Source organism: Spirosoma sp. 48-14 (assembly GCF_001898575.1).
GTDB lineage: Bacteria > Bacteroidota > Bacteroidia > Cytophagales > Spirosomataceae > Spirosoma.
On sequence record NZ_MKUD01000063.1, the window covers coordinates 407,283 to 433,661 of the forward strand.

A 26,379-nucleotide genomic window follows, 5' to 3' on the forward strand; every position below is an offset into this window, starting at 1 on the left:
AAGTCAGGAGTTAGTGGTCAGAAGGTACACTGAAGGCCAACGACATACGATTTAGCTGCCGGGTACGTACCATTGTCGTAGAACAAAGCGTTGGAGCTGCCGTAGTTGTTCGACTCGGGGTCCCAGCCCTGGTAGTTGGTTATCGTAAACAGGTTATTGCCACTGACGTAGGCCCGAATGCTCTTGCTGAATTTGGTACGGGGAAGGTTATAAGCCAGTGTCAGGTTCTTGACCCGGATGTAGGAATTATCCTCTACCCAGCGATCGCCCACAGGCAGGTTCGTTCCCTGGGCCGGTTTCACATACTCGTTATTCGGATTGGTGGCCGACCAGCGATTGGCCATACCTTCCAGCAGATTGACCTGTCCCGAAGGGGTCTCGAATGTAAACCGGAACCCATTGAACAGTCGGCTACCCTGTACGCCCTGCACAAACCCACTCAGCTCGAAATTCTTGTATTTTACCGAACTCGAAAAGCCGAAAAAGTACTTCGGCTGTGCATTGCCGACAATCACCTGATCATCCGTACTGATCTTGCCATCGCCATTGACGTCCTTGATTTTGAAGCCACCCGTCCGGGCGTCGTACCCAGGCAGAAAGGTCTCGCCCGTCTGGTTGATGCCGTCCAGAATATAGGTCCGATAAACACCCAGCGGGTAGCCAACTTTTAGAATCGAATAGCTCGACAAGGCCAACTCCTGCTGAATACCATCCAGTGCCAGCACTTTATTTTGGTTAAAGGTTATATTCCCCGACGCGTCCCATTTGACGATTCCGGTTAAAATCTTCCCGCTAATACCGAGTTCAAATCCCTTATTTTCGATGGAGCCATAATTCCCCGTGATGGTTGTGTAGCCCGACGACCAGGGCAACGCTTTGGTGAACAACAGGTTATCGGTACGCTTATGATAGTAATCAGCAACCACGTTCAGGCGGTTGTTAAGCAAAGCCAGATCGACACCAATATCAAGCTGAGTAGCCTGCTCCCATTTCAGATCGGGATTAGCAATGGCTGTCGGGTTGATGCCCGTCTGGACGTTGTTGTTGAAATTGTAGTTGTAGCCCTGACCGCTCACCGTTGCCAGCGACTGATACGACCCAATGGCTCCGGCATTCCCGGTTACGCCATAACTCGCTCGTACTTTCAGGTCGGTGATAAACGTGACGGGTTTCATGAAATCTTCTTCAATGACTCGCCAGGCACCCGATATGGCCGGAAAAAAGCCGTATTTGTTGTTCGCTCCGAATTTGCTCGATCCGTCGATCCGGCCCGTCAGGTCCAGGAAATACCGATCTTTGAAGCCATACGAAACCCGGCCCAGATACGATACCAGGCTACTTTTACTACGCGAACTGGACAAGGCATAGACCGTTGCATTGCCCGTTGCGTAGTTCTGCGTAAAGTCGTTGCCAAAGCCGGAAGCCGTTTGATTATTGGTTTGTAAAATATCGGATTGGGTCGCGTATACGGCGGTGATATTGAGGGAATGATGCTGGCGAAAAACGTTTTTATACGTCAGGATACTCTCATGCAGGAGCGAGCGAAAATAGTTGCTGTTGTTGCTGGCACTACCGTTGACGGCATTGGGGTTATTGAGCGAAATCGAATCGACGATAGAGCGAGGGGAATACTGCTCCTGCAACCCAGATGTCAGGTCGGCGTTGAAACTGGCCCGGTAGGTAAGCCCTTTTACAATGGCGACTTCCAGGTACAGATTACCTAACAGACGATTATTGGTCGTATAATCCTTTTTAGCCAGTTCGCCCATTGGGTTGACTGTTTCCCGGTAGCGGCCGTTCATCTGATCGGCAAAGGAATAGACGCTACCATCGGGTCGAAAGGGAAGTAATACCGGCGGAGCAGCCACCGCCCGACCCAGAATCCCCTCACGAGCGCTGGTCACGTTCACCCCCGTCCCGCCCGCATTGACCCGGTTTTCGTTCGTGACGGTATAGTAGAGGCTGGTACCGAGTTTAAACCGGTCGTTGATCCGATGGTCAATATTGGCCCGAAAGGCATACCGTTTGTAATTGGTCGATTTGATGATGCCGTCCTGATTGAAGTAGTTGGCACCCAGCGCAATCTGGGTTTTATTATTACCGCTGGTTACCGACAACTGGTGGTTCTGGATCATGGCCTTTCGGAAGATCAGATCCAGGTAGTTAGTGCCTTTGCCGACGCTAGCCGGATTGGGATAAATAACGGTCGGGTTATACGTGTCGTTTTCCAACTGAGCAAATTGCGACGCATCCAGAATACCCAGTTTTCGGGTAGTTTCCTGCTGGCCCACATAGCCATCATACGTCACGTTGGTCACGCCATCTTTCCCCCGTTTGGTCGTAATCAGGACTACCCCATTGGCGGCTCTGGCTCCATAAATAGCGGTTGCAGCCGCATCTTTCAGCACTTCTACCGACTCAATATCCGACGGGTTTATCTGCGACAAAGGGTTAGCGGCATTAACCGCCGACGTAGCCGAAATCTGAATACCATCGATTACATAGAGCGGTTCCGAGGTTCCGTTGATCGAGTTGGTGCCCCGAATGCGCACGCTGATATTGCCGCCGGGTGTCCCCGAATTCTGACGCATATCGAGTCCAGGTACACGACCCTGAATACCCTGAGCCAAATTAGCGACGGGTGTCACTTTTAACTCCTCGGCTTTCACCGACGCGATAGAGCCTGTGATCGAGCTTTTGGTACGCGTGCCATACCCAACTACCACCACTTCGCCCAAGGCTTTGGTGTCAGGAGCCAACTGCACATCGATAGTAGAACGACTGCCAATAGCCATTTCCTGATTCAGATAACCAACAAACGAAAAGACCAACACAGTGCCTGATTCATTGTCAGGAATGGAAAGTCGATAGCGTCCATCCACATCGGTGGTTGTACCGCGTGTAGTATTTTTCACCACCACACTCACACCCGGTAGCCCCTGCCCTGTTTCGCTTTTCACCGTGCCCGTGATAGTTCTGTCGGCAGCTTCCAGATGTGCCTGCGATGGACCCGTATCGCCCACATCATCGGCCGATGGGCCGGGTACAATGGCAATCTGACTGCCCGTTACCACGTACCGCAGTTGCAGGGGTTTTAACAGCCGTTCCAGAATATCGGCCAGTTTTTCGTCTGTAGCCGCCAGCGACACCTTTCGGTCGATCTGAACAATCTGCCGACTGTAGACGAACTTGATATGCGCGGTTTTTTCCAGCGTTTGCAGAGCCTGCCGGAACGTGTTGTTATCCAGCCGGATACTGACTCGCTGATCAAGGAGTTCCTGGGCATTTGCTGCCAGAACGCCGTTGACCAGCCATACCGTAAGCAACAATTGGAGTAGCGAGATTCGCATAAGCATCCGAATCGTTTCGTGATTTGTAAACTTGTACATAACTTGGGGGTAGGTCTAGTTATTCCGGGCAAAGGAGTAGCTATACCGGTCGGCGGTGGCCCGAAATAGCCGCCAGATCGGTCAAGTGCGCCCGTTATGTTGCAGCATAGCGGGCTTTTTTTAATGGATAATGGGCAATGAATAATTGACAATGAATAATGTATAATGTGCTACCAGAGGCTCACTCATTGAGCATTATGCATTGTCAATTATTCATTTACTTTTCAACAGCCTTTGCTGGTAATAATGATGCGGGCATCCACCACTTCGTACGAAGCGCCGATAGAAGCACACAACAACTGAAGCTGATCGTAGAGCGAAACACCCGCCAGAGATGCCGTTAGGGTGCAATGCCGCAGCGCCGACGCGTCGTAAATAATCTCCACCCCATACGCTTTCTTTAACCGCTCGAAAACTGCTGTCGCCGGGGTATCGTCGAACGTAAACGTTTCCGGTGTTTCGGATGTCGTGGGAAGCAGGTTCGGTTTCGCTACCAGCTCTTTCTGGTAACTTCCCTGGCTGGCATCGTACGTTACCTGTTGATTGGCCGTCAAGACAACGCCTGCTTTGGGCACATTTGGAGACGATCGGGCCGAAGCCCAGTCTTTCTGATTCATCACCGACACTTTGCCCGACAGAACGGACACCATCATTCGGGTATCGCCGGGCCGAGCCTGCACCCGGAATCGGGTACCTAATACGCGCGTTACCAGGGTTCCGCTATAGACCAGAAACGGGCGCTTCCCTTCATGAACGACCGAGAACAGAGCATCACCTTTCAGGTATACTTCCCGTTTCTCCGAATCAAAGGTGTGTGGATAGGAAGCCTGGCTATGAGCCATCAGGGTCAACTGGCTCCCATCGGGTAAGGAAAGTTGTACGGGTTGCGAGGTGCCATTGACCTGATTTACCCATTTATCCGTGGTAGGCTCATCGACCTTAGATGGATTATGAGAAACAGTTGTCGAGTTGGCTTCACCGCGATTGGCAAGAAACCACCCGCCAGCGCTCAGTATGAGCAACACCATAGCGGCTGCCAGCCATCGGTACTGGGTCCATAGGTTTCGCTGAACGGGCCAGTTCGACTGTACGGGTACGTGCCGGGTCAGTTTCACGATCTGTTCTACCTCCCGTTGCTCCTGATCAGCCGAAAGACTATGCGGACGGTGTTTGAGGGCTTCGGCCATGTCTTTAGCCAATAGCAGGGTATCGCGCTGGTCGGGATGCTGCTGCTGCCACTGCTCCCAGAACTGACGGGCTTCAGGATGGTTGTGTTTTACCCAGGCCAGAAACCAGCTATCCGTCAGAAAGTCTTCGACGGTATACTGTTGATAAGCTTTCATATCGTGTGGGAGTAAGCCGTTTCGGTTGTTAATAGGGACATTTTTCGGGATGATACTCAGCACATCGTCTTTATTTTGTGAACGATTCGTGCAGCAACCAGCCCGCCAGCAGCGAGAGTAGTGACGGCCAGCTTTCACGCAGGCGAGTCAGTCCCCGATGCAAGAGATTGGCAACCGACTGCTTATTGACGGCCAGTATATCGGCAATTTCCTCGTTCGACAATTCGGCATAGAATTTCAGGTGAATGGCCTCCCGCTGCCGATCCGACAGTTGCGCCAGTAATGCATTCAATCGAGCCGTCTGATATTCCGACAATTCGGTATGGATCATGGCCTGCTCCGCCGTTATTTCATCTGAACTCACGTCATCGAACGGCATGCTATCGTCGCTCACGACGGCCGAATGACGCATCACTTCCCGATGAATTTTGCGTCGAAGCGACTTGTAGAGATAGGGTCGGATGTAGGGCGTCTGTACAATCTTGTTTCGGTAGGTCCACAAGTCCAGAAACAGGTCTTGCAGGCAATCTTTCAGCAGATCAGAATCGCGGGTGAAGCGGCCACCGTAGAAGTGGAGTTCCCGGTAAAAATGCTGGACCAACCCCTGAAAAGCCGCTTCCTGCCCCTCCCGGAACTGTTGCCAGAGTACGGTTTCGTCGGTTCGCTCCCAGGTGCGCTGTGCGGTATGACTCAGGTCGGGCTTCAGCATAATCTTCCTCGTTATCCGTAATTCAATGAGTAGCCTGATGGATGATTCCGGGCGGTTACGCTGGTTAATAGGGGCGATAATTCAAATAATACTCAGGATTGTGCAAAAATTGTTGAAAAATAAGTTTCTGAGTTCTTTTGCCCCCAGCATTGTATCCATCAGTATAACCATGACACTGACTTTTCTTAATTTTACCCACTATGTATATCCGACGCATCGAAATCAATAATATACGCTCCATCGAGCATTTCGAAATGACGTTCCCCGAAGGTCAGGAAGCAGGCTGGCACGTGCTGATTGGCGACAATGGCTCGGGGAAATCGACTATTGTACGGTCAGTAGCGTTGGCGTTGTTGGATTATGAGGATATTAATGCTACTCGTCAGAGTTGGGATGATTGGTTAAAAAAAGGGCAACAGTCTGGCAATATTACTTTAGACGTATTACCCCAAAAAGGATATGATTCAGAAAGCCAAGAAGTTGTAACGAATAAAGTTAGCCTAAAAAAGGATACTAATAAGCCCAGAAACGTTGAAATTGATGAGGTTATATTTCGAGGATCAATAAGGTATAACAGCATTAAAACTGAATCCATTTCTGAGAATAATGCATCATATAAGCGACGTTATTTTATAAAGAATGCTTGGTTCTCTGCTGGTTATGGGCCTTTTCGTCGCTTTACAGGTGGTGACCGCCAAAAGGAGGAAGATTTAGAAAGATCAAACCCAAAACTAGCAGCACATTTATCAATATTTGGGGAAGATATCGCTCTATCAGGCGCCTTAAATTATTTAAGAGAGTTATATCTATCCAGCTTAGATACTGAAGATGAGAGTAGTAGTATAGCTGAATTTGAGTTAATGATGCTAAGTGACTTTATCAATCTTTCAAACTTATTGCCTAATAACACAAAGATTGGGCGAGTAAATAAAGACGGAATTTTTCTAAAAGATGGGAATGGCACCACAATCTCAGTATTACAAATGAGTGACGGGTATCGTTCTATACTCAGTTTAGTAATAGACTTATTACGCCATCTTATAAGGGCCTATAATATTCACGATATATATGATTCATATAATAAAGACAAGAAAATAGATTTCCCCGGCGTCGTTCTCATTGATGAAGTAGATGCGCACCTTCACCCTACCTGGCAAACGAATATTGGGCAGTGGTTCACCAAGTATTTTCCTAATCTTCAATTCATTGTCACCACACATAGTCCACTTGTTTGCCGGGCGGCTGAGAAAGGCTCAATCTGGCAACTACCTGCCCCCGGTAGCGATGATGTGGCGCATGAAATAACCGGCGACGAAAAGAAACGATTAGTCTATGGCAACGTGCTGGATGCCTACGGGACCAATGCATTTGGTGATAATGTAGCCCGCTCTGAATCGGCCAATGATAAGCTCAACGAACTGGCTGAACTCAACATTAAGTCGATTATGGGTCAGATTTCACCCGACGAAGAAAAACAGCTCAATGCGTTACGCAGCATTTTCCCAACCCAAGGATGATTAAATTACCCGATGTTCAGCCTGAGCAGAAAGTACTGGATTCATTAACCGCGTTTCAGCAAGAAATCGATAGCCAGGATGGATTCGAAGCGCAATCTGCTCTGGCCAAAACCAGTTTTAGCAACCGAAACAGGAAAGGAAATGCAACATTTGATGAAGTCAAAAAAGCCTTGACGCACATGTGCTCTGGGGCTCGTCGGTGTGTGTATTGCGAGGATTCCGTTGCCGATGAAGTTGAACATATTTACCCCAAAGATTTATACCCTGAAAAGGTCTTTGACTGGAATAACTATGTGTATGCTTGTGGCAATTGTAACGGGCCTAAAAACAATAAGTTTGCCGTTTTCCGGGCTGATTCGGGAGAATTTCAGGCGGTTAATCCACCTCGTGGTACTCTATCCATAAAGCCACCTAACGGTGAGGCCGTTCTCATTAATCCACGACTAGATGATCCGCTGGAGTTCTGTATGCTTGATCTGAAGGACACGTTTAAGTTCGTCATTATCAAACCCAAAGGCTCTAAAGATTACCAACGAGCGGAATATACATTTGATGAAGTTTTACGATTAAATCATGTCGAACGTGAATTTCTTCGACAGGCTCGACAGGAAGCCTATGGCGATTATAAGGCTCGCTTGCGTGAGTTTATACATCACCGTGATGTAGGAAGTCCACAAGTACAACTCGATAGTATGATTGATCAGTTGAGAAAAAAGGGGCATCCTACCGTTTGGCGGGAAATGCAACGCTATCACAAACGAAAGATCCTTGCCCAAATTGACAAGGATCTCGATGATTTATTTGATCAGGCTCCTGAAGCGCTGAACTGGTAAGTTTATGAATTAGCTAGCATTAGGTTATTGCGTGATCCGGCCGGGTTCACGGACGTTGGTACCGGCCCGCTTCTGAATGTCGTCGCCCAGATCGGCGCGGGCTTCTTCAGCGATTTTTTCCAGTTTGGCGACAATCTCAGGATGTTGCTCCCGAACGTCGTAGCGCTCACCCGGATCACGACGGAGGTCATACAAACCTGCCGAAAACTCGTGCGTTTCGGTACTGGGCCCTGGCTTCCCGTTCTGCCCCGGCAGAAATCCTTCGTAGGTACGACCCGGATGCGCTAACACCAGTTTCCAATCACCTTCCCGAACGGCTTCCAGGCTGTTTTTGCGGTAATAGTAGTAGAACTTATCGCGAGGAGTGACGGATTCATCGCCTTTGAGCAGGGCAATCCAGTCGACACCATCGATGCGGTTTTTAGGAAGTCGGGCACCGCAGAGCTTGGTTACGGTCGGCAGAATATCCAGCGTAGTCAGGAGCTTATTGCATACCCGGCCTGCTGGCACCACGCCCGGCCAGCGAACCAGGCAAGGCACCCGGTGCCCGCCCTCAAACGACGTTCCCTTTCCTTCGCGGAAGCCGCCCGACGAACCCGCATGATCGCCGTAGTTGAGCCAGGGACCATTATCGCTGATGAAAATAACGAGCGTGTTTTTGTCCAGATTCTGTTTTTTCAATTCGCCCAGAATCTGTCCGACGGACCAGTCCAGTTCGGTCAGCACATCACCAAACAATCCACGGGCGGTTTTCCCTTTAAACTTGTCCGAAGCTGCCAGTGGTACGTGCGGCAGCGGATGTGGGACATACAGAAAAAACGGAGCATTCTTGTGTCGACGGATGAAGGAAAGCGCTTTTTCGGTCACTGTTGAGGTGATTTTGCTGGCGTCGTTCAGGTCTTTGATCTCTTCTTTAGGCTCGTTTCCTTCAATCCAGTTCAGCGGAGGATAGTGTGCCTGCGCCTGCGCCGGATGAAGCGGCCACATATCGTGCGAATAGGGTACACCATAATACTCATCGAAGCCCTGTTGAAGCGGTAAAAACTGCTTCCGGTCGCCCAGATGCCATTTTCCAAAAATACCCGTAGCATAGCCACGCTCCTTGAGCAAGTCAGCCAGGGTTTCTTCGTTCGGGTTCAGCCCGATAGGCGAGTTAGGCCCAAGAGCGCCCGAAATACCCAGCCGATTTGGATAACAACCCGTCAGCAGAGCCGCTCGCGATGCACTACAGACGGCCTGAGCAACCAGAAAGTTGGAGAATCGTGACCCTTCGGCGGCCATGCGATCCAGATTCGGAGTTGTGTAGTCCAGCGCTCCGGTTACCGATAAGTCGCCATAGCCCATATCGTCCATAAAAAACAGGACAACATTGGGCGGAGCCGGAGCCGGTTTCTCAACCCAGGCACTGATCAGTAAACCAACGCCAAGCAAAGTGAAGGTACTAACTAATAGATGCGACAATCGTCGGGGAAGTAAGTTCATGGCAGGTAGTTTAGTCAAAATTCCGGGTTGATTATTTCCCATTCGTTGATATGCGTTGGTCTATGTTCGCTTGCCCCGATAGCCTCAAACTGACGCAGCAGGTCGGGTTTCTCGTCCGCTACATTCATTAGTCGTTTCATTAACATCGTGGGCCAGATCGTACCTAATCCAAGCAGCAGTAAAAGAGTAGCTATTAGCGCCAGTCTATTGACTTATTATTGTCTCCGCTTGTCCGCAATTGAACCATGGAAAAAGTGCTTTCTCCACAAGTCGTATGTGTTGTCGGTTAGTAGCAACCTCGCCGTGTCAGATGTGAGCATCTGACAGCACACACGTCTAATAGTCCACGCGTTTGCGGCCCTCTTTCACGTCAGCTTTACGCTTCTTCTGGCTAATGCGTTCTTCAATTGAAGCTTTGGAAGGCTTGGTAGCTTTGCGGGGTTTGGGTGTTTCGAACGCTTTTTCAACCAGCCGATAAAACTTCCTGGTGACTTTCTCCTTATTGGCTAGCTGAGTGCGCTCGGTTTGATGGGTCAGGACCAGTTCGCCCTCTGTAGTTAGTTTAGTTGCTAACTTCTCTTCCAGGATAGCCCGCTCATCGTCGGAGAGCAACGTCGAGTGACGAACATTGAACCGCAACTCCGCTTTAGTGGCAACTTTATTTACATTCTGGCCTCCCGCACCCCCACTGCGGGCAAACTGGTATTGAATTTCGGGCTGTAATCGTGTGGCATCCATACCGGGCAAGGTAAGTAACAAATCAGAAAAATCCATCCTTCCAGCGAACAATCCCCACACGCGTCAGTTCAATTTCAAAGCAAACCAATACCACGGGTGGAAGGCTCTAGCGAGTTAATAAACCAAAAGCCTTTCGCACGAAACAACACTTACTCAACGAAACGAACCAATGATTTCCAACGATCAAACTCAGATTGCGCTTATTGATGAAACCGTCAATACGCTCGACGGAAACATCGACACTATCACCGCAACAGATGGGCTATCGCTCATCGATAAATGGCTGAACCGCCTGGAAGATGTCAGCGATGAAGCCACCGACGATATTGCCGAAACACTCGAACGGCTTCGGCCTGAACTGGATGCTGCTCAACGGTACAACCGGATCGATAACCGCCAGATTGCGAATCTACTACAGGACCTGATTGAGCAAACCCGTACCATTGCGACTACGGTTGAAGCCACCGCTGAGCAGGTAGAGCTTTCGCAATTGATTGCCCTTCTTGAAAATCTGCATCGCCAGGCAGTGAGCCATCTTGACAGGTAAACGATGCTCAATCAGGATGTATTTCTTGCCTACCCCACTCATACAATACCCTTCTGGTGGACAAAAAACCCAAACAAACACCCAGTTAGTAAGTTATTCTAAGATCAATCACCGACAGACTGGGAATTGTCGGCCTACATAGTCGCCCGGCCTGTTGCTAACGTTTAAGCAATATGGTTTCTCACGCATTGGATCAGCGGTTATTTGATCAAACAGATAGCCTTACTGACGAACACAATTCCATCGTAACGTCTACGCCCGGACGTGTCGATCTCATCGACGGTTGGCTGAAAGTGATTCAAGGTAATGAGCGAACAACACTCATCGAAGAAAAGCTTACGGCTCTACGGGACCAGCTCCAGCTGAATCATCCCGATCCAGACCAGGTACGGGCTTTACTGTTAGACCTTGCCGACTTAACCTCACTAATCGCTCAGGGTTCACACATGCAGGAACAAACCGCTTCCAAACTGGAAAATCTGGCTACCACACTCCGTAAACTAGCGGGTGTTCAGGTGGTCGAAACGCGATAAACTCCTGTTAATCATTTTCACTATGCTAGGAACGAATCAATGGGAAGCGAGTATGCTCGATAATACGCTCGCTATATTCCGTACTAATAGCCAGCCTATCTCTCCCGACCAGGGTATTACGCTGATTGATGGTTGGTTACAAGCCTTACAAGGTGACCCAAATATGGAGCAGCTTACAGGGCAACTTACTGAGTTGCGTACGGCTTTGCAGGATACTTCGCCCAATACAAAGTACATACGACAGCTAATGGCTAGCCTGGCCGACAAAGCGCAGGCTATAGCCGAAGATGAAAACTCCGAAGGCACCTGGACGGGTGGTTTGGAAAGCCTGTCTAAAATTTTACGCCATTATGGCGCCCCTACTAGTTAACGACAATTACAACCCCATCACCACCATAAACAAGACTACCTATGGAAGCAACAGAAACAACACTCGAACACCGGATGCTGATTGATACATTGGGTGCATTCGGCGATGGAACACACGCTACCATTACAGCTGACCAGGGAATTTTACTACTCGAAGGCTGGCGAAATGCTCTTCCCGGCAATGTCGGCACGGAACGCATTCTGGGGGAAATTACGGCCTTGCGCGACCACTTAAGATCAGGTCATGTGGATGGTGAAAAAGTACGCCAATGGCTTTTGAACATGTCCAGCCACATGATGATCCTCTCGCATGAGCCTTCAGTCGACAGAGATACTGTGCCCCAGCTCCAACAACTAGCAACAGTGCTCCGCAATTTTACTAACCAGATCTGATATGTTTACGCACGAAGATGCCTCCGAACTACTTGATTCGACCATGACCGTTCTGGAAAGCGAATCGGGCTCCACCACGCCCCAGGATGGCTCACCTATTATTGACCAATGGCTGACTCAACTGCATCAGGCGGACAATGCGGGCCCGATTGCCCAAACGCTTGAACAGGTGAAAGAACAACTACAGATGGATTCCATAAATAGTGATGAACTCTGTCGGTTATTGAACACGCTGGCCACTCAAACATCGGAGTTTAGTACAATGATGGGTTCAGAAGGCGACATGGCCACGCGGTTGGAGGCTCTTTCGGCGGGACTAAAACTACTGGCAGGGCAGGTCAATCATGCTTAAGGTTGGTTAAACACTCGTCCGCCATTGTTCGCGGACGAGTGAAACCATTAGCAGCAGGGTTAATTGTCTGAAACCGCTTTTGCTAACGAATACCATGCCTGATTCAGGGTCTTTTGAATTTTCTGCCAGTCGGCCTCCGTCATTGCCTCGCCCCGCTGATCCCGAAACAACATGGCGTCGGTACGTAACCGGCCGTATTCGGCACAACGCTCAACCGGAATCTGGTACAGATTAGCTACCGTCTGTGCCTGAAGGCTGGCCCATTCAACAGGCGGATGTTGCTCCCGCTCCCGACGGATAATCCACCATTCCAGTTCATGGCGGGCCGCTTGATTTACATTAAATGGCTGTTTACTGATAGCGCTAATAGCTCCATAAAACGCTTCCAGGTCAGGCAGGGCGCGGTTGTAATCGGCCCTGTTTTTTCCATCTTTAAATAGAAACGCAGCTTTGGCCGCGTGATAGGCAATAACAAACGACCGCCAGAATGGAGCGTCTACCTGCCTTCGCACCAACTCGGCCGACTGCCAGAATAGCTTCAAAGGCTTCCGTTTGTAGTAGGATCGCCACATATCGGTATCGAGTCGGGCCACGTCGGCCGGATCAAAATGACGCAGATCAACCTTATGGGGCCTATATACATCAACGAGTATCCAACCTATTAACAGAGCCAGTACGACCTGTGCTATTCGTTTCATCACCTTTTAGGACCACTCGTTTTCATTGTAAACCCGTACGGTTCTCCCCCTTACATTGAGTGGCAAATCAGTGCTTTAACTGATTCCAGTAGATCAGCACATTGAGTGTTGCCCGACCCGATGCAATGAGATCTAAGTCGCCATCGCCGTCCAGATCAGCCGCTTGAATATCTTCGCAAGCCATCCGTACACGATCGTCGATGGGATAGCCCCCTACGTTATCCTGCTCCTGCGGTTTGTATAGCCGAACCCCAACTTTCTTTTCAGCATTTGGATTACGCCAGCCTGCTACAATCTGATCGCTGCCCAGTCCCAGAAAATCGCCACAAACCAGTGCATGACCCTGGTTGAATATGTCGGTGAGTATGCTGATTTGCTTGTCCGTAACGGCTTTTCTGCCTTTCTGAACCGAGTAAGCCCCCGTTTCAACCTGGAGCAGATTACCATGCATGGGCTGAATGGTCACAATCGATTTCCCCTTATCCAGCCGTCGGATTTCACCGATACCGTCTACGCCTTTATTCAGGAGTGGTAACGCATTACTGGCCCCTTCATCATCGACTGAGCGCCATTTGTTCTTCCGCCATTCAAAAATCTGACCGCCTTCTTTTCCGGCTACAATGAGCCCTGTGGCATCGCCATCTTCCCAGATTTCAAAGTTATGCGTCAGGTGCATGGTTGAGTCAACCAGATGCCGTTTCCAGCTATCGCGCGGGTTTTTCGGAAACTCATACCCCCAGATTCGGACGCCCTGTCCGTTCCCATTCCGATTATGCAAGCCATGCAGCGGCACTACGATCAATTGATAGTTCTTCCCCACTTTTGCCCAGCGCATCCGGTGGGTAGTTACCTCGTGCGGCAGTCGGATTGGTTCCCAGCGCTGGGTAGGGTCCTGCGGTCGGACCAGATAAAAAACGGCCCCCGATTTCGTACTGTCGTCGGTTTCGGCAGGATTCCAGCCAGCGCCCACGGCAACTTCTACGCGTCCATCGCCATCGAGATCACGGGCGGCAATGCACACATTGTCTTGCGGAGTCAGGTTGGCAGCCATCACGTACCGTTTCCATCGGGCAGAGGTATCGCCCGCCATACGGGCACCCGGATTTTTATACCAGACAAACTCTTTCTGATCGGCCAGCAGTATATCTGATTGCCCATCGCCGTCTACATCGCCAATAGCCAGACCATACCCAATACTAATCTGATTATCAACCACCTGAACCTTAAAATTCGGCATCCCTGACGGGGATGAACCTGGTTGAGCCACTGCGGACGCAACAACGGCAAGACCCAGAAGTAAGAAGAAGGCGTTTTTCATGATGGATGTTGTCTTACAGACCAAAGTCGACTCAATTCGGCTTCTACCGAATCAGGCTTACCCGCTCGCCCAACAGCATCACCCGATAAGGCGTATCGTATTGCTGGCAGGCACGCACAAAATCAGCCGGGTCAGCGGTATTGAATGCAAACAGATCATAATGGTGCGGTATCACAAGCTTAGCGCCAATTTCTTTTCCTAGTCGGGCAGCTTCCTCGGCATCCAGATTACCAGCTACCCGTCGTTCGGGTTTATTGCCATTGATGGGCAGGAACGCTACATCGACCTGAAACGGCCGTAGTAATTCGACCATGCCTTCATACCAAAGCGTGTCGCCGGAATGGTACACACGGTACGACCTTTCGTGGCCCAGTCCAATCTCCACTACAAACCCCATGAACTTAGGTCGCCCTTCGGCATCTCGTTCGAGTTCGTTATGTGCAGCCGGAACCCCGTGAAGGACAAAGCCTTCGACCGTAACTGACTCCCCATCGACCAGACCAATAGGCCAATTCATATTACATTGAAGCCGGTCGGCAATGAAGGTTCGGTTCGCTTCGGGAATGACCAGTTGAATCGCCGGATTTGCCTGAATTAACGGAAGCAATGTTTCAGCATCCAGGTGATCGGTATGGTTATGGCTTGATGTTACCACATTGACTCCCGTCAGCATATCTGGTTTTGTAACCAACTCCGAAATACGCACATGCGGCTTATCAGTGTTGGCATATTTACGGCTCAAGGAATCGGACAGATACGGATCGAACAGCAACTGCTTACCGGCATATTGGAGGAGAAAACCACTTTGGCCAAGCCACCAGATATGTAGGGTATCGGGTTGCTCACAAGCGGCTTCAATATCAGCCAATAGGGTGTTGTCTTTTTTAAAGGCAGGTTTCAGCATATGGGTAGCCCTGGTGATTTATGATTTCTTCAGTCCGCTTATGCGTCCCACAATCCAGTCGACGAGTCGGGTGGGGAGCCGGGGTATTAGCCAGCCTATCAACTTATTCGGTACAATGGCATAGCGAATTCTGGGCCGTGCCGTTTCATGAATAGCTACGATACGTTCGCCTAGGTAATCGACCGAAAAGCCATCCGCTTCGGACGTTTCGACCTGTTTCAAAAACCATTGCATGGCCGGATAATAGGGTGTAGCCTGATAAGCACTCATATCCGTTCCTTTACTCCAAATGGGTGTTTTTACCGCACCAGGGCCGACAATAATCACCTTGATCCCAAACAAAGCCAGTTCCCGGCGCAGGCTATGCGAAAACCCTTCGACGGCAAACTTCGATCCCACGTACGCGCTCATAAAGGGAATCGCCACTTCCCCGTTTACCGAACTGATGTTCAGAATACGACCAGGTTGAACGGGGTGATCAGGCCTAGCGCCCAGTAATGGCAGAAATGCCTGCGTTACCTGTACCAGGCCAACCACGTTGACATCAAAATGCTGCCTGAAAACATCCATCGGCTGGTATTGTACAGGACCGCCAAAAGCAACGCCCGCATTATTGACTAACCCACCCAGCCCGCTACCCGCCAGCCGTTGGGTTAGGTAGTCGGCAGCGTTCGAAACAGCTTCCGAATCAGTCACATCAAATACGAGCGGTTCAAACAGAGGGCCAAATTCGGCCTTCAGTTGATCGCCATCCTGTAGTTTACGGACACTGCCGAATACCGTGTAGCCGCGACCGATGAAGTGTTTGGCGGCTCCATAGCCAATGCCGGTCGATACCCCTGTTATCAGAATAGTCTTACTGATCGCTTTCATGACGTAAAGCTACGCGGAACTCCTTAAGTCAGGCATTCATCAGCCATTTTTCAGCATCCGGTCGGCAAGTCCGGGAACCAGGCGGTGAATAATCCGAAACAGCTTCACTTTCCCAACATTCACGACCTGCCGCCCATGTTCTACCCCCCGAATCAGTTCATCGGCTACTTGTTTGGGCGAAATCTTTCCCCTGCCTCGTCCGGTAGTCATGGGCGTATCGACCAGCGGAAGCACAACATCGACAACCTGCACCGTTGAATCTTCTAACTGATACCGTAAGGCTTTCGTGAGTACCTGCAAACCCGCTTTCGTAGCCGAATAAACCGGAGCCGACCGTTTGGGCGAAATACCTAATCCCGATGTGATGTTTACAATAGCCGCTTCGGGTTGCTGGCGTAACTGAGGAAGCAAGGCATCGCAGAGTTGAATTGCGGCCGTCAGATTGACCTGGATTTCACTACCAATTCTTGACTGACCCGAAGCGTCGTCGCCGAGGAGGTAATTGAACTGCACTCCAGCGTTGTTGATTAAAACCGAGCAGTCTGGAAAACGCTCCTGAACCGTTTGAATCAGGTCCGCTACCTCCGAAGGCACTGACAAATTACACGAAAGGAAAGTAGCATCGGGGTAGCCATCGCGCAGCTCAGCCATTCGTTTTTCGTTTCGCCCAACCACTACCAGCCGATTTCCACGGTTATATAGGCTATGCAGAAGCGCCAGCCCTACCCCCGACGTTCCTCCGGTCAGCAGAATGGTTTTATTCGTTAATTTCATGGCGTTGCTGGCTGGCTTCAAATTCCCGAAAACCGTTTTCGACCGACACAATCACATCGACCAGTTCAATGTAGGGTTTCCCAAACAGCGATGTATCGCGCAGGGACTCTATCAGAAAATAGTAGTGTCGTAAATCCGTACAAGAAATCAGCAGCACGTCCGACACACGGGCGTGAAAGGCCTCAGCATCAAATAAGCGGCTCGACACCTGCGACTGGTAACTTACCAGCACAGGAGCTACTTCGGCTGTAAAAATGGCATTACGCTCTGCGCGTGTTAGTTGCAGCCAGGCAGGTAAAGCTCGGTATAGCACAAAGATGGTGTACGTTGTCATAAACAAGTTTTAATTGGTTATGACAAAACAAGCATCCCATAACTGGCCAGGCATTTACATAGGTAAAGAAATGTGTTTACCGATCGGCCCGAATCCGGCTTAGCTGCGTTGGGGTAATGCCCAGGTGCGAGGCAATATGGTACTGCGGAATGGCCTGCTCGATGGCAGGGAAATTGCACTTAAATTTTTCGTAACGGGCTTTAGCATCCAGCATGACCAGATCGATTTCTCGCTGCTCTTTAATCAGAAACAGGTGTTCGGCCTGCTTACGAGCCAGCCGTTCAATAGTCGGGTGTTCATCGTACAACGCTTCAATTTGTCGAAAATCGGCCGTCAATACTGAACAAGGGGTTAAAGCCTGAACCGACAAAGGACTTGGACGATTAAGTAACAGGGCATAATAAATACCCATCAGGTCATTTTCGATGAAAAACGTTTTGTTGTATTCGACTCCATCGGGCGACGTAGCGAAGCATCGAAAAATTCCGCTTATGACAAAGGCGACGCTATGGGTGCTATCGCCAGCCCGCACAAAAAATTCATGCTTAGCCAGGAGCTGAGGGGTGAATAATCGGCCAAATGCAGCCTTTGCTTCTGGTGTAAGTGCAACTAATCGATCGAGTTGACGAAACAACGTTTCCATATTCCGCAAAGTACGCGATTCAGTCAACCAATTCGTTGTAAATTGAGTTACCGATTTAAAGAGCGAATGAGTGAAAGAGTGGATGAGTGAAAGCTTTTCTGCGAATCACTCATCCACTCTTTCACTCATTCGCTCTTTAAGAAATGCAGGACATTGAGCCGTTTTATGGTTGGGAAAAGTACTACAACGCTTCGGAAGATGAGCGATCGCCATTTCACGAGCGTGAGTACAATATGCAGCAATACGAGAACACGATTTATGGCTATTACATCCACCCGCTATGGGATGAAATAGGCTCTGAAACGCTGTATTGCAAGATTCTGTTCGCCAATTACGACCGTGAGTTTGTGGTTATCGAACTCTTTGGGGAATGGAACGACACCTTACATAACGATATTATGTATTTGAAAAGACAGGTGGTCGATCCGCTCGTTGGTGAGGGAATTAAGTATTTTATTCTCGTCACGGAAAACATCCTCAACTTCCACGGCTCCGACGACAGCTATTACGAGGAGTGGTTCGAAGATGTGGAAGACGGCTGGATTGCAGCCATTCATTCGCCGGAGTTCATTGAACGTGAATGGAAGAAATACCACCTCGACTATTACATCAACTTCGGTGGTACGCTCGACATTGCCAACTGGCGGACCCTAAAACCAGCCGGTCTGTTTGAACTAGTCAACACGTTAATCGTAAGAAGGTTAGGATAAGCGAAGCAGAAAGAGAGGAGCGAGAATAAAGACACTTACTATCGCCTTTTATCACTCCGCCTTTCTTCTTCTCCTCCCCTACCTCCTTTCCTCCCGCTTCCCCTTGCTTTTCCTCTTGTTTCTCGTCAACTTTCGCCCATTACCAACATCCCACAAAACATCCTATGGATACGAATGATAAGGCAAAGGCTACCGAGCAGGCTCAGGCCGCTAAAGCAACAGCCGCAGAAAAATTAGAAGCCTTCAAAACGGAAGCCAGCCAACACCTTGATGACACGGCTGCCCAGCTCGATGAACTAAAAGATAAACTAGTGGCACAGGCCCAGGAGTTTGGCAAAGACATTGACATTGAAGGGATCAAAGCCAAGGCAACGGAGCATTTTGAGGCCGCCAAAGCGTCTACAGCCGAAAACCTCGCTAATCTACAGGCCCAAGCCGAAACCGTTTTTGCCGCAGCTTCGGCCAAAGCCGATGAATTATCAGATGCTGCCGAGGATAAATTCGATGAGTTGAAAGCCGATGCCGCCGTACAACTGGAAGCTGCTCAGGCTAAGTTGGATGAGCTAAAGGCTGAAGCTGCTCTCCAGATCGAAGTTGCCAAAGAAAAAGCCAAAGGTGTTTGGAACCAGTTGTTTGGTGAATAGCTCGGGGCAATTCGTTAAAAAAAGCAGCCTGACTCATGTTAAGTCAGGCTGCTTTTTTTAACGAATTAACTAGCCGCCATGTTTGGGGCCATGAGGTGGGTGTCCTGGGCCTCCGGTTCCACTAGCGGGTGGTGTAGCCGTACCACTATGCGGTGGGCCATCCGTACCACTGTGGGGAGGTGTATCGGTGCCCGAATGAGGCCCGGTAGCCGTTCCACTGTGTGGGGGGCGAGGCCCACCGGGACCGTGCCCATCCGTACCGCTATGCGGGGGCGTATCAGTGCCCGAATGAGGCCCGGTAGCCGTTCCACTGGTCGTGGCACTAGTACGGGCCGCGTTCGTCGAATCGGGCGATAGGTCCGAGCTTTTTGTGCAGGCATACCCAACCAGCAAAGCGGTTACTACGCAGCCTGATACAATTAATTTCTTCATTGGCGTATTGTTTAGGGAATAAATCAGTATTTCGTTTTATATCCTGTAAAAGCCTTACGCGAACTACTAGCTAAACGTGGCACTTTTAACGAAAAATTAATCCTAAAAAATTTAAGCACAATAAGCTAACAATCAATGATTTACATTAACTATAAGTAAGTAATAACGCTTATACGACAGTTAAGTGCTTCCAACTACTAGCTAGGATAAAAGGTCTTACTATAAATATGCATCGTTATGAACCGTTTGGTCGCCTTCTTACTACTCTTCAGCCTAACCCATTGCCAGTTGTCGGAGGATATAATTCCGGATGACCCAATTACACCTGTAGCTGGCCAGGGGCTGCCTGGAACCTGGCAATGGTTTGAACGAGGCTACTCATCAGGGGCGGGTTATTACCTCGACCCAATTCCGGCTAAACCAGCGCAGACACTGACGTTTTCGGCCGACGGGCATGTACAGGTTCAGGGCAGCGGTCTGATCAATTATCAGCCATTCAGCCAGTTTCGAATCGACACAACCGGCAGTGAAATTCTTATGCGTTTTTTGCCCAGTACGGCCAACTACTCAGAACGGATGATTCTAAAAGGTGATACCCTCCGCCTGTATCAATCCTGTTATGAAGGTTGTCATTTGGGATTTTTACGAATCAGATAGAACGCCTGGGCCGGCTGGTAACTAACGAACTGAAAAGCAACGAGAAACACCAGAAACCTTGATTTTTGGGTCAAATGCTTACCTTTGCGCTTCGTTGATTCTTCTATCGTGGATTCTATTCGTGTGTTTGCTCCCGCTACGGTGGCCAATGTGGCCTGCGGGTTCGATATTTTTGGATTTGCTGTTGATAATCCCGGCGATCAAATTACCCTTACTATTAGCGAGGAACCCGGCGTTCGAATTACCGATATTCTGGGTGATGAAGGTCGTTTACCGCGCGAAGCGAGCCGCAATACGGCTGGTATTTCTATACAGACCTACCTCAAACACATTAACCGCACCGATCTCGGCCTCGATATTTTGCTGCATAAGCAAATGCCACTCGGTAGTGGGCTTGGGTCTAGTGCGGCTAGTGCGGTAGCCGGTGTGTTTGCGGTCAACGAACTCCTTGGGCGCCCACTCCCCGTCATAAAGTTGCTACCTTTTGCGATGGAAGGCGAACGAATTGCGTGTGGGTCAGCCCATGCCGATAACGTTGGCCCCTCCTTACTGGGTGGTTTTGTGGTTGTTCGGAGCTACCAGCCACTGGACGTCATTCGGATCGATACCCCAGCCAACTTATACTGTACGCTCGTTCATCCCGACATTGAGGTCAACACGAAAGATGCCCGGTTTATTCTGAAGAACGAGGTATCGCTGAAAAACACCATCACTCAAATGGGTAATGTAGCCGGGCTAATTGCTGGTTTGATGACCCCGGATTACGACCTCATCAGCCGCTCACTGGTCGATGTGATTATTGAGCCGGTACGTTCCATTCTGATTCCCGAATTTAATGAAGCCAAACAGGCTGCCCTGGATAATGGCGCATTAGGTTGTAGTATTTCAGGTTCAGGTCCTTCGATGTTTGCCCTCAGCCGGGACGCACAAACGGCCGAACAAATTGGTGCTGCCATGCAACAAGCCTTCTTGTCGGTCGGTATCACCAGCGAGGCCTACGTGTCCGAAATCAACAAACAAGGACCGAAAGTTTTATAATGATTGAATTGTTGAATTGTTGAATGATTGAATAGCGGACGCATACCCTATTCAATCATTCAGCAACTCAATCATTCAACAATTCAATCATTACAATTCTTCCCACGTCAATTGCCAGCCATCCAGTCGGGATGGGCGGGAAACACCGGGTTGTTTGGGCTGTTCAGTAGCGACCAGTTTTAGGGGAGAAACCTGCTGAGTTTGAGCGGAAGTCAAGCGGTCAGTACGGAGGAAGACCCGCCCCGAACCCGGATCAATGATCTCGACATGCGCCTGAATTAGATCGCCCACGGCAAAAGTGCGACCATTGAGCGTAACAGGCTGTACTACCTGGAACATACAGAGTTGCCCTTCCGTTACGGGCCCTTCGCTCAGGCTTCGAGTCACCAGCCGGACAACAGACGACGATGGCGACGCGGCTTTTTCAACAGGAGCAGCTGGTTCTGTCGTTGTTACCGACACTTCGGATTTACGTTCAGGCTCCGTTTCTTCGTCATCGGTCAGTAGCACGACATTGGTCGTTGAATCGCTCACAAACACGGGCCCATCCTCTTCACCAGTCGTTGACAACCGATTGGACGCCAGACTTTCAAACGTTTTTTCATCAATATCAAACGAGGACAGGATAGTTGCCCGCTCAGCCGATGCAATGGCCTCCAGGCCATTACTGAGGGCGGCCAAATGCCGACTACTTAAGCGATCCCGATAATTTTGCGGGCGGGTAAGGAGTTCCTTTATAGCGACCGTCTGATACAAATACGCTTTGGTTTCAGCAGCGCGGTACGGCAACGCCATGGGGTGAACGTTGGGGTGCTGACGGGTGAGCTGCTGGATATAATTAGGCCCTGCATTATAGGCCGTAGCAACCAGCATCCAGGAGCCCAACTGGTCGTATAAATCATTGATATACCGGCAAGCTGCGTGGGTCGCTTTAACCAGGTTGAACCGTTCATCACGCCGACGCGATACATTTAACCCAAGCGACTGGGCTGTCTGAGGCATCAACTGCCAGAAACCGGCCGCCCCTTTCCTCGACACGGCGTGGTTGGTAACGGCGCTCTCAAGTAAGGGGAGAAACTTAAAATCAGATGGAATCCGGTACTGCTTCAGAATAGGCTCAATGAGTGGAAACACAACGGCCGCCCGTCGTTTTAATATAGTGAGATCTTCTGCGTAAGAAGCCTGCTGGTTCAACGTCCGAATCCAACGCTGTACAATGGCAGGTTGATTGATTGGAATAATTTCTCCACAGAAGTGGACTGGGCTTTCATCATTGCTGGCCCCTTTCAGGTGAGTAGCCAGTGCTTTTACAGGCGCAGCAACATTTAGGGCAAGTAGTGAGTTAGTTTGGGCAACTGCCGATGAAAACATTAACGTGACGCCGACAAGTCCAGCCGCCACTATCAGGGATAGTTTCGCCATTAACAACTATGGGTTACGATGGATACCTACTCAGCCGCTCAGCCTGAACGGCACTCGATACATACGCGGCTTTATACTTCCGTGCAACAACCCACTCATTCAGCAGCCGCATTAAAACTCTTTGCTGAACAGTGCTAACGTATTTTCAGGAAACGATCGTTATAAAAGAACCAATCGTTGAATTCGTTGAGTCAGTAGTAGGAGACTGGGAGGCCCAGTTGCTGTCTAATAGAAGGCGAAAAAAACGCCGAAAAATCTGGCCAACGGGTGGCGGATGGCCATTGTGTTCGTAAAAGTACAAATGTGGGCTAAGAAAAACAACATTTTAGCCTCAATTCGTGAAATCCAATTATGATTACCCGCTTTTTAGTATTCGTTGCGCTGTATTTTCTCTGGTCTCCCACCTTTTGCCAAACGACCGATCGGTACACAATTATCCCCCAACCAGCCCAGTTAGAGCCCCAGGCGGGTGAGTTCATCATTGATCATACAACCACGATTCTAGTACCGGCTACGGATACAGAATTGAAGTCGATTGCAGACCAGTTCGCTCTCCAGGTCAGCCGAAGTACGGGGATTAGCCTTGGCGTCAGGCCAACGACCCAGGTTGCCTTGCCAGGGCAGACTTCCGGAACGAACCTCATTCAATTCCTCCCGCTTCGCGACAGCACAATGGGCCTGGAAGGTTATCACCTCGACATTACGCCCAGGCAGATTACAGTACAGGCCACTACCCCTAAAGGTTTTTTTTATGCCATACAGACCTTATATCAACTACTTCCACCGATTGTAGTACGTACAGGGGCTGGCGCTAAAGGTATAGGGAGTTTACTGGAAGGCAACTCACCAGCTCAGAGCCCTATGCTCCTCACGCTGCCGGTTCCAGCCTGCCACATTCAGGACAAACCGCGCTATTCGTATCGGGGTATGCATCTGGATGTAGGGCGGCACTTCTTTTCGGTGGATTTTCTCAAAAAATACCTCGATCTGATGGCGCTCCACAAGTTCAATGCCTTCCACTGGCATTTGACAGACGACCAGGGTTGGCGCATTGAAATTAAAAAGTACCCGAAACTGACGCAGATCGGTTCACACCGGAGCGAGACCATCCTGGGGCACTACGACGAGTACGATCCGCAGGTGTTCGACGGAAAACCCTATGGTGGCTATTACACGCAGGACGATATTCGCGAAGTAGTTCGGTATGCTGCTTCGCGCTACATCACAATCGTTCCCGAGATCGAACTACCAGGTCATGCGACGGCCGCTTTGGCATCCTATCCCGAATTGGGCTGTTCACCTCAAAAAGGGTATCAGGTGGCGACCAAATGGGGGGTGTTTGGTGATGTGTTCTGCCCGACAGAAAAAACGTTCGCGTTTCTGGAAGATGTACTTACCGAGGTTATGGCCTTATTTCCAGGCCAGTACATTCATATTGGGGGTGACGAATGCCCGAAGAGTACTTGGCGCCAAAGTGCGTTTTGCCAGCAACTGATAAAGCGGGAAAAACTAAAAAATGCGAACGAATTACAACGCTATTTCATCAAGCGAATCGATCAGTTTGTTAGCTCGAAAGGCCGTCGAATCATCGGGTGGGACGAAATTCTGGAAGGGGCCAGCCCCAAACTTCGGCTGTCGGCTCAAGCTACCGTGATGTGCTGGCGGGGTATTCGGGGAGGAATTCAGGCGGCACGTCAGCATCACGATGTCATTATGACACCCGGTCAGTTCTGTTACTTCGATCATTTACAGGGCGATCCGCAACAGGAACCGACGGGTTTCGGCGGCTCGCTGCCCCTGGCCAGCGTATACAGTTACGATCCTACACCTGCCGGGTTGACGTCCGAAGAAGCATCGCATATTCTGGGAGCACAAGGTAATTTGTGGACTGAGTACATTCCGACACCGCAACAGGCCGAATACATGCTTTGGCCCCGCGCGGCTGCTCTGGCGGAAGTCGTCTGGACACCGCTGGCCCAGAAGAATTACCCCGATTTTCTGCGTCGGCTCATGGCCCATTTTACGCGCCTGGATTACCTGAATGTGTCCTATAGCCGTACGATCTTCGATGCATTACCAATAGCCAAACCCACTGCCGAAAGACAGCTTGAGGTAAGCCTGATACCTACCGATCCAGCAATGGGTAATCTGATTCAAAACATCCGGTACACAACCAATGGCACAATCCCATCCAGCGAATCACCCCAATACGATAAGCCCATCCTTCTCACCCAATCCACCACTATTCGAACGGCAACCTTCTCGATGGGCAAACCAGTCAGTCAATCCGCCAAGGTTGAGAAAGACTTTATTGTTTCGAAAGCGACAGGAAAACCCTACACCCTGCTCAATGCCCCCACCAGCGGACGACCCGACAGGGGATATAGCCTTACCGATGGTAACACCGGCAGTGTGGGCGGGTATGAAGTGGCCGGAGTTGTGGCGTTCAGGAACGATTTCAACGTGATTGTCGATCTTGGGAAATCAGAAACGGTCGAACGCGTTCGGGTAGGCTTCCTGAAATACACCGCTCGAAACCTTTGCCTGCCCAAACAGGTCGACTTATCGGTATCGGAGGATGGCAAAACATTCACACCAGTACTAACGGCAAAAACCAACGCAGCCGAAGGGGGCAAACGCGGTTTTGTCCGGCTCCCATTCGATTTCGCTCCTACTCAGGCCCGTTACATTCGTATCATCGCTCACAATGTCAATCTGGTACCGGCGGGGTTGCGCAATCCGGGTAAACCTGCCCAGCTGGCGGTGGATGAGCTTGAGGTCAATTGATCCGGGATGATAGAACGCAGATTTTTATGATCCATATGATTTACACAGGTTAAGAGATATGCGTTCTATAGGTTAATCAGCCGTCGAAAATTTGAGATTCCAGCGATTGCCTTTGGGCTGGATAATCAATTGAGAATACCCGCCTTCGCCATCGATGGTCAGTTGCTGTTTGGCAGCGTCATAAGTTCCTTTCGTCTTTTCTTTGCCAAACCAGGCTGTACGGAATAGTACCAGCACCTCCTGCATGGTAAACTTTTCCTTCGGCAGTTCCAGTAGCTGGGTTGCTCCCCCCTCGTAATATTGTTCTTCAAATCGGGCCCCATCGGCATACAGGTACTGATACCGTTCAATGGTGCCGTTGGTAGCGGGCAGCGTGGTCCGTTTGCCTTTTACGGGCGAAATAGTCCGATAAAACGCATCCATCAGCGAAACACTGCCATCCATTTTGTCGCGTTGCAAAGGCTTATACCGAGACAGATACCCGTCAAACAAATAGCCCTGCTGGCCATCACGCGTTTTTACGGCCACCCAACCACCTTTTACGGCAAACGAACCGATCGTTTCAGCAGTATAGGAACTACCCGGCTCTGGTAAAGACACCACTGTAAGTGCAGCGCCATTGGCTGGCACCGAAGCAATCTTGACCCCATCTTTCGAAGCCGTTTTTCGGAGTGTCAGGCTATTGGATGCATGCACATACACAATATCATTCACCTGAAACGGCTTATCTGTAGGCGCTAAAACAATCGAAGAAAGGAACGTAAGAAGACTCGATAAGGTAGGAATGACCAATATACTTTTTACCATATGCAGACTAGTTTAAGCCGATTGGCGACGGTGGTTTTGAAACAGTTACCCCAAAACAGGGTTGGTTTGACAAAGAAATAGCGCGAAGCAACTACCTGTCGAATTTACTTATCTATCGTGCAAGTGTATGCAG

The 26,379-nt window shown here is 49.9% G+C and carries 28 protein-coding genes; 12 read left to right on the forward strand and 16 right to left on the reverse strand.

The genetic code is table 11. The annotated features are described in order from the left end of the window. Positions 1-17: 17 nt before the first annotated feature. The 3 genes from BGO59_RS28650 to BGO59_RS28660 form a co-directional block, all read right to left on the reverse strand. Complete coding sequence (locus tag BGO59_RS28650; RefSeq protein ID WP_293689579.1) at positions 18-3,389, reverse strand: TonB-dependent receptor; 3,372 nt, start codon at positions 3,387-3,389, stop codon at positions 18-20. Between the two features lie 224 nt (positions 3,390-3,613). Continuing rightward, on the reverse strand, positions 3,614-4,732 hold the full coding sequence (locus tag BGO59_RS28655; RefSeq protein WP_293689582.1) for a FecR family protein: 1,119 nt from the start codon (positions 4,730-4,732) through the stop codon (positions 3,614-3,616). Positions 4,733-4,802: 70 nt separating this feature from the next. Next, positions 4,803-5,441, reverse strand: a complete 639-nt coding sequence (locus BGO59_RS28660; protein WP_293689585.1) for a sigma-70 family RNA polymerase sigma factor — start codon at positions 5,439-5,441, stop codon at positions 4,803-4,805. A gap of 200 nt (positions 5,442-5,641) precedes the next feature. Between BGO59_RS28660 and BGO59_RS28665 the strand changes: the two genes are divergently transcribed. Both BGO59_RS28665 and BGO59_RS28670 read left to right on the forward strand, forming a co-directional pair. Then, the gene (locus BGO59_RS28665; RefSeq protein ID WP_293689588.1) at positions 5,642-6,958 is read left to right on the forward strand and encodes an AAA family ATPase; all 1,317 of its coding nucleotides are present in this window, start codon (positions 5,642-5,644) and stop codon (positions 6,956-6,958) included. Continuing rightward, positions 6,955-7,791, forward strand: coding sequence for an HNH endonuclease (locus BGO59_RS28670; protein WP_293689591.1), 837 nt, complete (start codon positions 6,955-6,957; stop codon positions 7,789-7,791). Before BGO59_RS28665 ends, BGO59_RS28670 begins: the two co-directional genes overlap by 4 nt. Before the next feature lie 24 nt (positions 7,792-7,815). On the opposite strand, the gene BGO59_RS28675 is transcribed toward BGO59_RS28670, so the two are convergent. The 3 genes from BGO59_RS28675 to arfB all read right to left on the reverse strand — a co-directional run bounded on the left by BGO59_RS28675 (position 7,816) and on the right by arfB (position 10,011). After that, positions 7,816-9,273, reverse strand: a complete 1,458-nt coding sequence (locus tag BGO59_RS28675) for a sulfatase (protein WP_293689594.1) — start codon at positions 9,271-9,273, stop codon at positions 7,816-7,818. A 14-nt stretch (positions 9,274-9,287) separates the two neighbouring features. Continuing rightward, positions 9,288-9,413 (reverse strand): hypothetical protein, encoded by a 126-nt coding sequence (locus BGO59_RS28680; RefSeq protein WP_293689597.1) that lies wholly within the window; start codon positions 9,411-9,413, stop codon positions 9,288-9,290. Between the two features lie 196 nt (positions 9,414-9,609). After that, positions 9,610-10,011 carry an alternative ribosome rescue aminoacyl-tRNA hydrolase ArfB gene (gene arfB / locus BGO59_RS28685; protein WP_293689600.1) on the reverse strand — a complete coding sequence of 134 codons (402 nt, stop codon included), beginning with the start codon at positions 10,009-10,011 and terminating at the stop codon, positions 9,610-9,612. Positions 10,012-10,180: 169 nt separating this feature from the next. On the opposite strand from arfB, the gene BGO59_RS28690 reads away from it, so the two are divergent. The 5 genes from BGO59_RS28690 to BGO59_RS28710 all read left to right on the forward strand — a co-directional run bounded on the left by BGO59_RS28690 (position 10,181) and on the right by BGO59_RS28710 (position 12,205). Next, positions 10,181-10,558, forward strand: coding sequence for a hypothetical protein (locus BGO59_RS28690; protein WP_293689603.1), 378 nt, complete (start codon positions 10,181-10,183; stop codon positions 10,556-10,558). 173 nt (positions 10,559-10,731) lie between these two features. After that, positions 10,732-11,091: a hypothetical protein gene (locus BGO59_RS28695; RefSeq protein ID WP_293689606.1), complete on the forward strand. Its 360-nt coding sequence runs from the start codon at positions 10,732-10,734 to the stop codon at positions 11,089-11,091. Between the two features lie 22 nt (positions 11,092-11,113). Next, positions 11,114-11,461: a hypothetical protein gene (locus BGO59_RS28700; RefSeq protein WP_293689609.1), complete on the forward strand. Its 348-nt coding sequence runs from the start codon at positions 11,114-11,116 to the stop codon at positions 11,459-11,461. A 41-nt stretch (positions 11,462-11,502) separates the two neighbouring features. After that, positions 11,503-11,853, forward strand: a complete 351-nt coding sequence (locus BGO59_RS28705; RefSeq protein WP_293689612.1) for a hypothetical protein — start codon at positions 11,503-11,505, stop codon at positions 11,851-11,853. A 1-nt stretch (position 11,854) separates the two neighbouring features. Next, complete coding sequence (locus BGO59_RS28710) at positions 11,855-12,205, forward strand: hypothetical protein (RefSeq protein WP_293689615.1); 351 nt, start codon at positions 11,855-11,857, stop codon at positions 12,203-12,205. Positions 12,206-12,264: 59 nt separating this feature from the next. Here BGO59_RS28710 and BGO59_RS28715 read toward each other — a convergent pair whose 3' ends face one another. The 7 genes from BGO59_RS28715 to BGO59_RS28745 all read right to left on the reverse strand — a co-directional run bounded on the left by BGO59_RS28715 (position 12,265) and on the right by BGO59_RS28745 (position 17,749). Beyond that, entirely contained in the window at positions 12,265-12,903 is a 639-nt protein-coding gene (locus tag BGO59_RS28715; protein ID WP_293689618.1) for a hypothetical protein, read from the reverse strand. A gap of 67 nt (positions 12,904-12,970) precedes the next feature. Continuing rightward, on the reverse strand, positions 12,971-14,221 hold the full coding sequence (locus BGO59_RS28720) for a VCBS repeat-containing protein (protein ID WP_293689621.1): 1,251 nt from the start codon (positions 14,219-14,221) through the stop codon (positions 12,971-12,973). Between the two features lie 43 nt (positions 14,222-14,264). Continuing rightward, a complete protein-coding gene (locus BGO59_RS28725; protein ID WP_293689624.1) occupies positions 14,265-15,125 on the reverse strand; it encodes an MBL fold metallo-hydrolase in 861 nt (286 codons plus the stop codon). Between the two features lie 18 nt (positions 15,126-15,143). Next, a complete protein-coding gene (locus BGO59_RS28730; RefSeq protein ID WP_293689627.1) occupies positions 15,144-15,998 on the reverse strand; it encodes an SDR family oxidoreductase in 855 nt (284 codons plus the stop codon). 39 nt (positions 15,999-16,037) lie between these two features. Next, positions 16,038-16,772, reverse strand: a complete 735-nt coding sequence (locus tag BGO59_RS28735) for an SDR family oxidoreductase (protein ID WP_293689630.1) — start codon at positions 16,770-16,772, stop codon at positions 16,038-16,040. Further along, on the reverse strand, positions 16,756-17,106 hold the full coding sequence (locus tag BGO59_RS28740; RefSeq protein WP_293689633.1) for a darcynin family protein: 351 nt from the start codon (positions 17,104-17,106) through the stop codon (positions 16,756-16,758). The genes BGO59_RS28735 and BGO59_RS28740 overlap by 17 nt, the downstream gene beginning before the upstream one ends. A gap of 76 nt (positions 17,107-17,182) precedes the next feature. Next, positions 17,183-17,749, reverse strand: coding sequence for a Crp/Fnr family transcriptional regulator (locus BGO59_RS28745; protein ID WP_293689636.1), 567 nt, complete (start codon positions 17,747-17,749; stop codon positions 17,183-17,185). A 143-nt stretch (positions 17,750-17,892) separates the two neighbouring features. Here BGO59_RS28745 and BGO59_RS28750 point away from each other — a divergent pair, with 143 nt between their 5' ends. After that, a complete protein-coding gene (locus BGO59_RS28750; protein ID WP_293689639.1) occupies positions 17,893-18,459 on the forward strand; it encodes a hypothetical protein in 567 nt (188 codons plus the stop codon). A gap of 164 nt (positions 18,460-18,623) precedes the next feature. Next, positions 18,624-19,103, forward strand: a complete 480-nt coding sequence (locus BGO59_RS28755; RefSeq protein ID WP_293689642.1) for a hypothetical protein — start codon at positions 18,624-18,626, stop codon at positions 19,101-19,103. A 69-nt stretch (positions 19,104-19,172) separates the two neighbouring features. On the opposite strand, the gene BGO59_RS28760 is transcribed toward BGO59_RS28755, so the two are convergent. Continuing rightward, positions 19,173-19,535: a hypothetical protein gene (locus BGO59_RS28760; RefSeq protein ID WP_293689645.1), complete on the reverse strand. Its 363-nt coding sequence runs from the start codon at positions 19,533-19,535 to the stop codon at positions 19,173-19,175. A gap of 237 nt (positions 19,536-19,772) precedes the next feature. Between BGO59_RS28760 and BGO59_RS28765 the strand changes: the two genes are divergently transcribed. Further along, complete coding sequence (locus BGO59_RS28765) at positions 19,773-20,192, forward strand: hypothetical protein (RefSeq protein WP_293689648.1); 420 nt, start codon at positions 19,773-19,775, stop codon at positions 20,190-20,192. A gap of 108 nt (positions 20,193-20,300) precedes the next feature. After that, the gene (locus BGO59_RS28770; protein WP_293689650.1) at positions 20,301-21,230 is read left to right on the forward strand and encodes a homoserine kinase; all 930 of its coding nucleotides are present in this window, start codon (positions 20,301-20,303) and stop codon (positions 21,228-21,230) included. A 90-nt stretch (positions 21,231-21,320) separates the two neighbouring features. Here the strand turns inward: BGO59_RS28770 and BGO59_RS28775 are convergent, their stop codons facing one another. Then, a complete protein-coding gene (locus tag BGO59_RS28775) occupies positions 21,321-22,652 on the reverse strand; it encodes a lytic transglycosylase domain-containing protein (RefSeq protein WP_293689653.1) in 1,332 nt (443 codons plus the stop codon). Between the two features lie 351 nt (positions 22,653-23,003). Here BGO59_RS28775 and BGO59_RS28780 point away from each other — a divergent pair, with 351 nt between their 5' ends. Next, positions 23,004-25,439 carry a glycoside hydrolase family 20 protein gene (locus BGO59_RS28780; protein ID WP_293689656.1) on the forward strand — a complete coding sequence of 812 codons (2,436 nt, stop codon included), beginning with the start codon at positions 23,004-23,006 and terminating at the stop codon, positions 25,437-25,439. 72 nt (positions 25,440-25,511) lie between these two features. On the opposite strand, the gene BGO59_RS28785 is transcribed toward BGO59_RS28780, so the two are convergent. Beyond that, positions 25,512-26,246, reverse strand: coding sequence for a hypothetical protein (locus tag BGO59_RS28785; protein WP_293689659.1), 735 nt, complete (start codon positions 26,244-26,246; stop codon positions 25,512-25,514). Positions 26,247-26,379 lie beyond the last annotated feature (133 nt).